Source organism: Pseudomonas sp. 05N36, assembly GCF_056397385.1.
This window is the reverse complement of record NZ_JBFTNH010000041.1, coordinates 1-5,721: the sequence shown is the minus strand read 5'-3', so window position 1 is coordinate 5,721 and position 5,721 is coordinate 1. Positions and strand designations below refer to the sequence as shown.

The following is a 5,721-nucleotide window of genomic DNA, read 5'->3' as shown; positions in this document are numbered from 1 at the left end:
CCTGAGCTTGGGTCGGATCAGTGAGAGATCACTGTCCAAGTGCTCGTGGAATCAGTGTCCAAGTGGCCGTGGAATGAGTGTCCAAGTGAGCGTGGAATCGCTGTCCAAGTGTTCGTGGACTGGGTGTCCAAGTGCGCATGGAATCCCCACTCAAGCATCCGCGGCATTGGGTTCGACTTGCTGGAAGAACAGTCCTCAAGCCAGAGCAGCAATCACTGCGGCCGTCGAGCTTGCAAGGGACTCAGCAGAGCATAGCCCCACCCGATAGGCGCGTTCGATTGCCTCTCAGTCGGGTTGCTTGGTGGTCATGGTTAAGGCGCAGAGTTCTGAATGGCGCTAGGGAGTTACTTGGCGCGGTAGTAGTGATATAGGCCGCGCAGCTTGTTCCAGGCTAGCCATATGATCACCATCACTATCCAGAACAGCGTTAACAGTTGGCCTAGGGCTACGGCCGGCGGCAGTTGTAGGCCGAACAGAAAGAAGATAATCAACGTGCCGTAGGCCGTCAGCCGATAGTTGAACAGCAACAACAAGGCCGGGATCAGCGTGCTGCCCAAGGTGATACCGAGGATTTCCAGCATCTGATGAAGCAGTATGTCGCGGCCCAGCGAAGTGACCGTATCAATGGGGGTCAAAATGAACGTGAGGCGCAGGTAGAGGCGGACTAACGCATTGAGCCCCAGGCTCACCAGTAACAACAATGCCAGGCTTTTTATCTTGGGCCACACTTTCATTGATTCGACCTTGAACAAGAGAGAGCAAAGCCGCCGATCATATCAGGAGCAAAATTCAACTGTAATCAATGGGCACAGCACCGTCATGGAAGTAGCGCATCAGCGCTATCCAGTGTTTGAGGCTGTAATCCAACGCCTTGTCTACGGCGCCGTTCAGATCGGCGACGGCCTTATTGATGTCCGGCTCAGCGGTAGAGCGTAACGGAGCCCTGTAACGTTACCCATCAACTGAACGGATCGGCAGGCTTCGCGATCGAGCGCACGAACCACATGAAGCCCTGTTGCAAGTTGGTCTTGGCCAGAGCCAACAGTCGCGGATCAACACCTTCAACCTGGCCGATCTGCTTGAACAACTCGCCGGCGTCAGTTTCAAGCGCCTTGATGGAGTTCATCCCGTCGATTTCAGATTGAGTCAGGTCGCGGTAACCGGTGATTTTCTTGTGCTGATTGTCCATGGTGATTCCTCGTTGCAGGTCGCGACACAATTTGCTGATTCGCGAAACGTGTCGCGGATTATTCAGGCTTGCGGCTTGGCAACTTGAAGTCGGTCACCCGGTCAGCGATGTTGCGGATCGTCCCCCCCCCCAGTAAGCCAACCCAGCCACCGGAGAAAGTGGCCATGCTCCGGGGCTGGGGTGAGGCGGATACCCAAGTTGGATAGGTCAGACAGTTCAAGCAGTGACACAGGCGGGTGTGGCCTGTCCATGGGTTACCTAATACTTGAAATACCGGCGCGTTGTAGGTATTGGTCGAGATCAACTCAACGCAAGGAGCGAGACAGTGATCAAAATTCGAGAGGCGACTATTGAAGATATCCACGCACTTCGTGATATCGGCATCGAGACGTATCGAGAGCACTTCTCCGACATCTGGACCCCCTCAGGCATGCAGCATTTCTTGAGTGAAGACTTTTCAGTCCTGACGCTTCAGGAATCGATAGGGGCACCCACGCATCACTGTTGGCTCATAGCCCTCGATGAAGACGACAGAGCGGTAGGGTTCTCAAAGGTTAACTGGTCGAAGCCAACGCCTATTTCCGGCAAGGCTGGTGCGGAGCTCCAAAAAATTTACTTCCTCAAGACCCAAGCAGGCAAAGGCTACGGGAAACAGCTTCTGCAATTCATCCGCCAACTTGCCAAAGATCGTAAAGAGCATTTCATTTGGCTCGACGTACTAAAAGCCAACGCCAGTGCGAGGCGCTTCTACGAGGGCTTCGGCTTCGAAGTACTAGGCGAGATCCCATTTAGCACCGACAAGACCGAGATCGGAATGGTTGTGATGTGCTGCGACATTTCCCGATAGGCGCGTTCGATCGCCTCCCAGTTGGGTTGCTTGGCTGTCATCGCATTACTCTGGTATTTGAAATACTGGCTCCATGCCGGTATTTGTGAGGATCAACTCAGCGTAGGCTGGCTGGGATTACAAGTTGAACCATTTAAAGGCTGGCAGGCAGCTCACATCATCTCGCTGACTGGCAGTAAGGGCAGCGATCACGTTTTCGAAGTAAAGCGAAATTTCAACACCCCTATACAAGAGGATGATTGGCTCTGGTTCCCCGTTTCACCGCAGTCGGTCGGGCGCTATAGCAACTGAGCCAATCAAGGTCGTAAGTCTTGGTGATTAGCACAGCTCGCCACACACTTTGCCTATTCGCGAAACGTGTCGCGACTTAACGCGCCACTTCAAATACCCGAGCAAGACAGATGCAGCTCTCGACTCAACGCTTGGGCAAAGTCGTCTTGACTCAAGTGCCTGCGAGCAATTTGGTTTGCGGCATGAGCGACCAGCACCTGATCACGGGTTTGTACGGTGTGTCTGGAACTGGACGTATCCATAGGGACTGCTCTCTTATAATCTGGCCTCAACAGATCGACAGGAAGCTGACAGCTTCAGGCGACCGCTCTCCTCGGCCGCGCAGGGATCGGACGAATTTCATTCGCCTCAAGATGGCCATCGTCAAAAATGGTGATTTCGATGCTTCTGTCGGACCGGACCATTTGCGAAATTGCGCTTTGGTTCACGCCGAGAGCTTCATGCAGCAGCAGTTCATCCACCGTTGATATTTGATAGCCAGTACTGTCGAAAGCTTTAGCCTACGCTGTTTTTTGTTGCTCCCCCCGTCACGCTTTTGTCACATTCACCAAGCACAATGCGTTCGGCCAAAGGGATTTGGCTCCATCTAAAGAGAGCCCGCCAACTGCGGGCTTTTTGTTGCTCGCTCCCCTCTAACTGCTACGCTTTCGATTTCCCGAACGGAATCGACCTCATGTCAGATCAATACGCCCTCCCCGACCTCCTCGAAAGAATGTAAGACAAGCCGAGACAGCCAAGGAAGAGGCGCAGCGCGAGCGCATTCTTACGGAAGAGCTCCAGCGGATTCTCGAAACACTTGTGAGATCTAACGCCGCCACTCACCGCCTGCTACAGCTATCTACGCGGCATTTTTCGAATTTGTTTTTTCACGGGACTGCGTCTATCTGAGGCCCTTGCCTTGCGGTGGGATGCAGTGAGCATGGAGAAAAGGACTACCCACGTCTGCCGCGGGATTGCCTTAGGGGAAGTGGTGGAGCGTACAAAAACGGGGGTGATCGTTTTGTACTGCTCAACGAGCGAGCATTGCATGCCCTGGAGTTCGCCAAAAAATATGCAGAACGTCGGAAAAAAGGGGCAGGAAAAATCCTGGAACCCCCCTTCATCTTTCCGCCATCAAAGAACAGCGAGTATGTGAGGCAGACGTCTGACCTGCACAAGCAGTGGAAACCGACGCTGAAAGCCCTGGGAATGCGACACAGACCGCCATACAACTGTCGTCACACCTATGCGACAATATGCATTATGTCTGGCATGAACCCCGCCTTCATTTCCCAGCAACTCGGCCATAGCGTGCAGATGTTGCTGTCTACTTATGCGCGATGGATCAACTCAAGCTCAGATTGGAGTGAACTGGAAAAACTCCAAATTGGTCCCAGCTCAAATAAGCGCAACCTAAGCTATTGAAAGGTAAAGTAATTGATCTCCACAGCTAACATCACGATGCAGTTTTAATCGGGTATTTGTGAGGGCTGTAGTGAGTAATTCCGGGGGCTAAAGACCACTCAAGCCCCCATCAAAACCCCTCATTGGCCCAAGAATTGGCCCAAGCTTGCGGCGTCCTGCCGACCGTACATCCCCAAATTCCTACAGCTCGTCGCCCCACCCTCGCCCGACCATCACGCCCCGATCACTGTATATCCAAACAGCGCGCAGTAAAGGCGCCTATCGTGGCCCCCCTCGACATCGAAGACACCACCGACTGGCTTGGATGCCCAACCGTATTGGAAACCGTCACCCACTACAACCGCATGCTGGAATTTGATCGCTGCTTTATATCGAGCTATCTGAGCATTCATACGACCTCCTTTTACATACATTCCCTGGCGGGATCGAAAGTCCATCCTAAAAGACAGCCAAATTGAATGGATTGGCGTAGAATGAGTCGCTTTCAGACTTCGACGATCAACAGGAAACTATGAACAAGATCAGTGCGGTGGGCTTCATGGCTATGACAGCGGTATTTCTATCAGGCTGCAACGATAACGTTGAAAACAAAACCGTAACCACGTATGGCACGGATAAATGCTCCGTGGATTTCATTGCCGGCAAACCTGACGCTATTGTATATGTTAAGCAGGGTAGAGTTGAAATCAATGGCTGGGCATTTAACGAGTCCAAACACATTACAGCGCAAGATCTGCAAATTAAACTAACTGGCGCAAAAGGCGAGCCAATGACTGCCAAGGATCCTGTGCGAATTGACCGCCCTGATATAGCGAAGGCGTACAACAACAAGGAGCTAACTAATTCTGGATTTAATTTCATTTTAGATACTTCGTCGTTAGCGCCAGGGGCCTACGGAGTCACTCTGCATATTCCAGAAAAAAATACGCTGTTTGTTTGTCAGTCCAAGAAACTTGTAGTGATCATGTAAGTTTTTCTGCGGATATATTGAGCGATGATTGCAGATGCTACCGTGAAGAGTCATCCAAATTGTATAGCTTACACAGAGGCCCACTTACAGGACTTCTCTGAAAAAGATGTGATGACTGAGCTTCAACGTCTGCGTGACGCCCTTCGCCCAGGCTGGGGGCTTCGGCATGGTGTTCTCGCGCTACGATTTGTGGCTGGAGAAGTAATCGAGCTACCTTCCAAGCCCATAATATGCCTGCTCGCAAGTCATTACTCTGGCTTGGTCAGCAACTGAAGCCAGATCGCCCGCTCGCTGGTCAGCGCGTTTGAGCACGTCGGCAAGCACCATTGCGGCGCGGGTAGCTGGCTGGCTTACGGCGGATGTACAGTGTAAGACTCACACACTAATGCGAGAGCTCCCGCACATAGGCCTGGCACGCCGCCAGCGCGATCAGCCCTTGGTCGCCGGCATCGGTGATGGCGACAATTCTTTGAGCATGCGCCGGGTCAAGTCGGGCGCGCGCTCCTCCATGAACCACGCCACCGGCTGCGGCACTGGCTGGCACTGCGCAACCACCGGCTGAATCCGCTTCGTTGATGAGGACTGACAGCCGTAGATCGGCAGTAGCAAGGCGATCGCGCAGGCGAGCCTGGTCTTTTTGAGCATGGGTCAAAGCCTCGTAGTGGGTTTGGTTGAAGTAGTGCACCGCCAAAGGGGTGGTGAACATCGCCGAAGCAAATCCGGTGAAGACAGCCCAAGCTGCCTCCTTTCGGGAAAGGCCTCGCAGAAACGTCAGGGACAGGATTGCCCCAGCGAATCCAGCGATCGCAACGCCGTACTTGGCCATAAGCAAGCCTGCGGCAGTGCTCGTTGGTTCTGCCATAGGAAGCTCCATAAAAATGTATGGTCAGCCCCTCTCCTGCAACCTCTTTGGCTGTTTTCGGTAAAGCTGGCTTGCGCTAATGTATCCGGGCTCATTGTGAGCGTTGCTGCTACAACGCTCGGCCCTCGATGAGTAGCCGCTCCCGACTGTCCTGAAAA

General features: G+C 53.1%; 7 protein-coding genes and 4 pseudogenes. 5 read left to right on the top strand and 6 right to left on the bottom strand.

Annotated features, from left to right (window positions below; translation table 11 throughout):
* Positions 1-82: 82 nt before the first annotated feature.
* A pseudogene (locus tag AC1DIH_RS27975) lies at positions 83-268 on the top strand (helix-hairpin-helix domain-containing protein); the annotation flags it as partial.
* A gap of 76 nt (positions 269-344) precedes the next feature.
* Here AC1DIH_RS27975 and AC1DIH_RS27970 read toward each other — a convergent pair.
* The 3 genes and pseudogenes from AC1DIH_RS27970 to AC1DIH_RS27960 all read right to left on the bottom strand — a co-directional run.
* A complete protein-coding gene (locus tag AC1DIH_RS27970) occupies positions 345-734 on the bottom strand; it encodes a hypothetical protein (RefSeq protein ID WP_477774066.1) in 390 nt (129 codons plus the stop codon).
* Between the two features lie 224 nt (positions 735-958).
* Positions 959-1,189 carry an Acb2/Tad1 domain-containing protein gene (locus AC1DIH_RS27965; RefSeq protein ID WP_477774065.1) on the bottom strand — a complete coding sequence of 77 codons (231 nt, stop codon included), beginning with the start codon at positions 1,187-1,189 and terminating at the stop codon, positions 959-961.
* A gap of 58 nt (positions 1,190-1,247) precedes the next feature.
* Positions 1,248-1,364 (bottom strand): annotated as a pseudogene (locus AC1DIH_RS27960) (phage holin, lambda family); the annotation flags it as partial.
* A gap of 150 nt (positions 1,365-1,514) precedes the next feature.
* On the opposite strand from AC1DIH_RS27960, the gene AC1DIH_RS27955 reads away from it, so the two are divergent.
* Both AC1DIH_RS27955 and AC1DIH_RS27950 read left to right on the top strand, forming a co-directional pair.
* A complete protein-coding gene (locus AC1DIH_RS27955; protein ID WP_477774064.1) occupies positions 1,515-2,036 on the top strand; it encodes an N-acetyltransferase family protein in 522 nt (173 codons plus the stop codon).
* Positions 2,037-2,066: 30 nt separating this feature from the next.
* Complete coding sequence (locus AC1DIH_RS27950) at positions 2,067-2,327, top strand: hypothetical protein (RefSeq protein ID WP_477774063.1); 261 nt, start codon at positions 2,067-2,069, stop codon at positions 2,325-2,327.
* Between the two features lie 296 nt (positions 2,328-2,623).
* Here AC1DIH_RS27950 and AC1DIH_RS27945 read toward each other — a convergent pair whose 3' ends face one another.
* Entirely contained in the window at positions 2,624-2,755 is a 132-nt protein-coding gene (locus AC1DIH_RS27945; protein WP_477774067.1) for a Cro/CI family transcriptional regulator, read from the bottom strand.
* A gap of 405 nt (positions 2,756-3,160) precedes the next feature.
* Here AC1DIH_RS27945 and AC1DIH_RS27940 point away from each other — a divergent pair.
* Together AC1DIH_RS27940 and AC1DIH_RS27935 are read left to right on the top strand one after the other, a co-directional pair.
* A pseudogene (locus tag AC1DIH_RS27940) lies at positions 3,161-3,731 on the top strand (site-specific integrase); the annotation flags it as partial.
* 511 nt (positions 3,732-4,242) lie between these two features.
* Entirely contained in the window at positions 4,243-4,701 is a 459-nt protein-coding gene (locus AC1DIH_RS27935; protein ID WP_477774062.1) for a hypothetical protein, read from the top strand.
* Positions 4,702-4,911: 210 nt separating this feature from the next.
* Here the strand turns inward: AC1DIH_RS27935 and AC1DIH_RS27930 are convergent.
* Positions 4,912-5,067, bottom strand: a pseudogene (locus AC1DIH_RS27930) (DUF2514 family protein); the annotation flags it as partial.
* 16 nt (positions 5,068-5,083) lie between these two features.
* Positions 5,084-5,527 (bottom strand): lysis system spanin subunit, encoded by a 444-nt coding sequence (locus AC1DIH_RS27925; protein WP_477774061.1) that lies wholly within the window; start codon positions 5,525-5,527, stop codon positions 5,084-5,086.
* Positions 5,528-5,721: the final 194 nt, after the last annotated feature.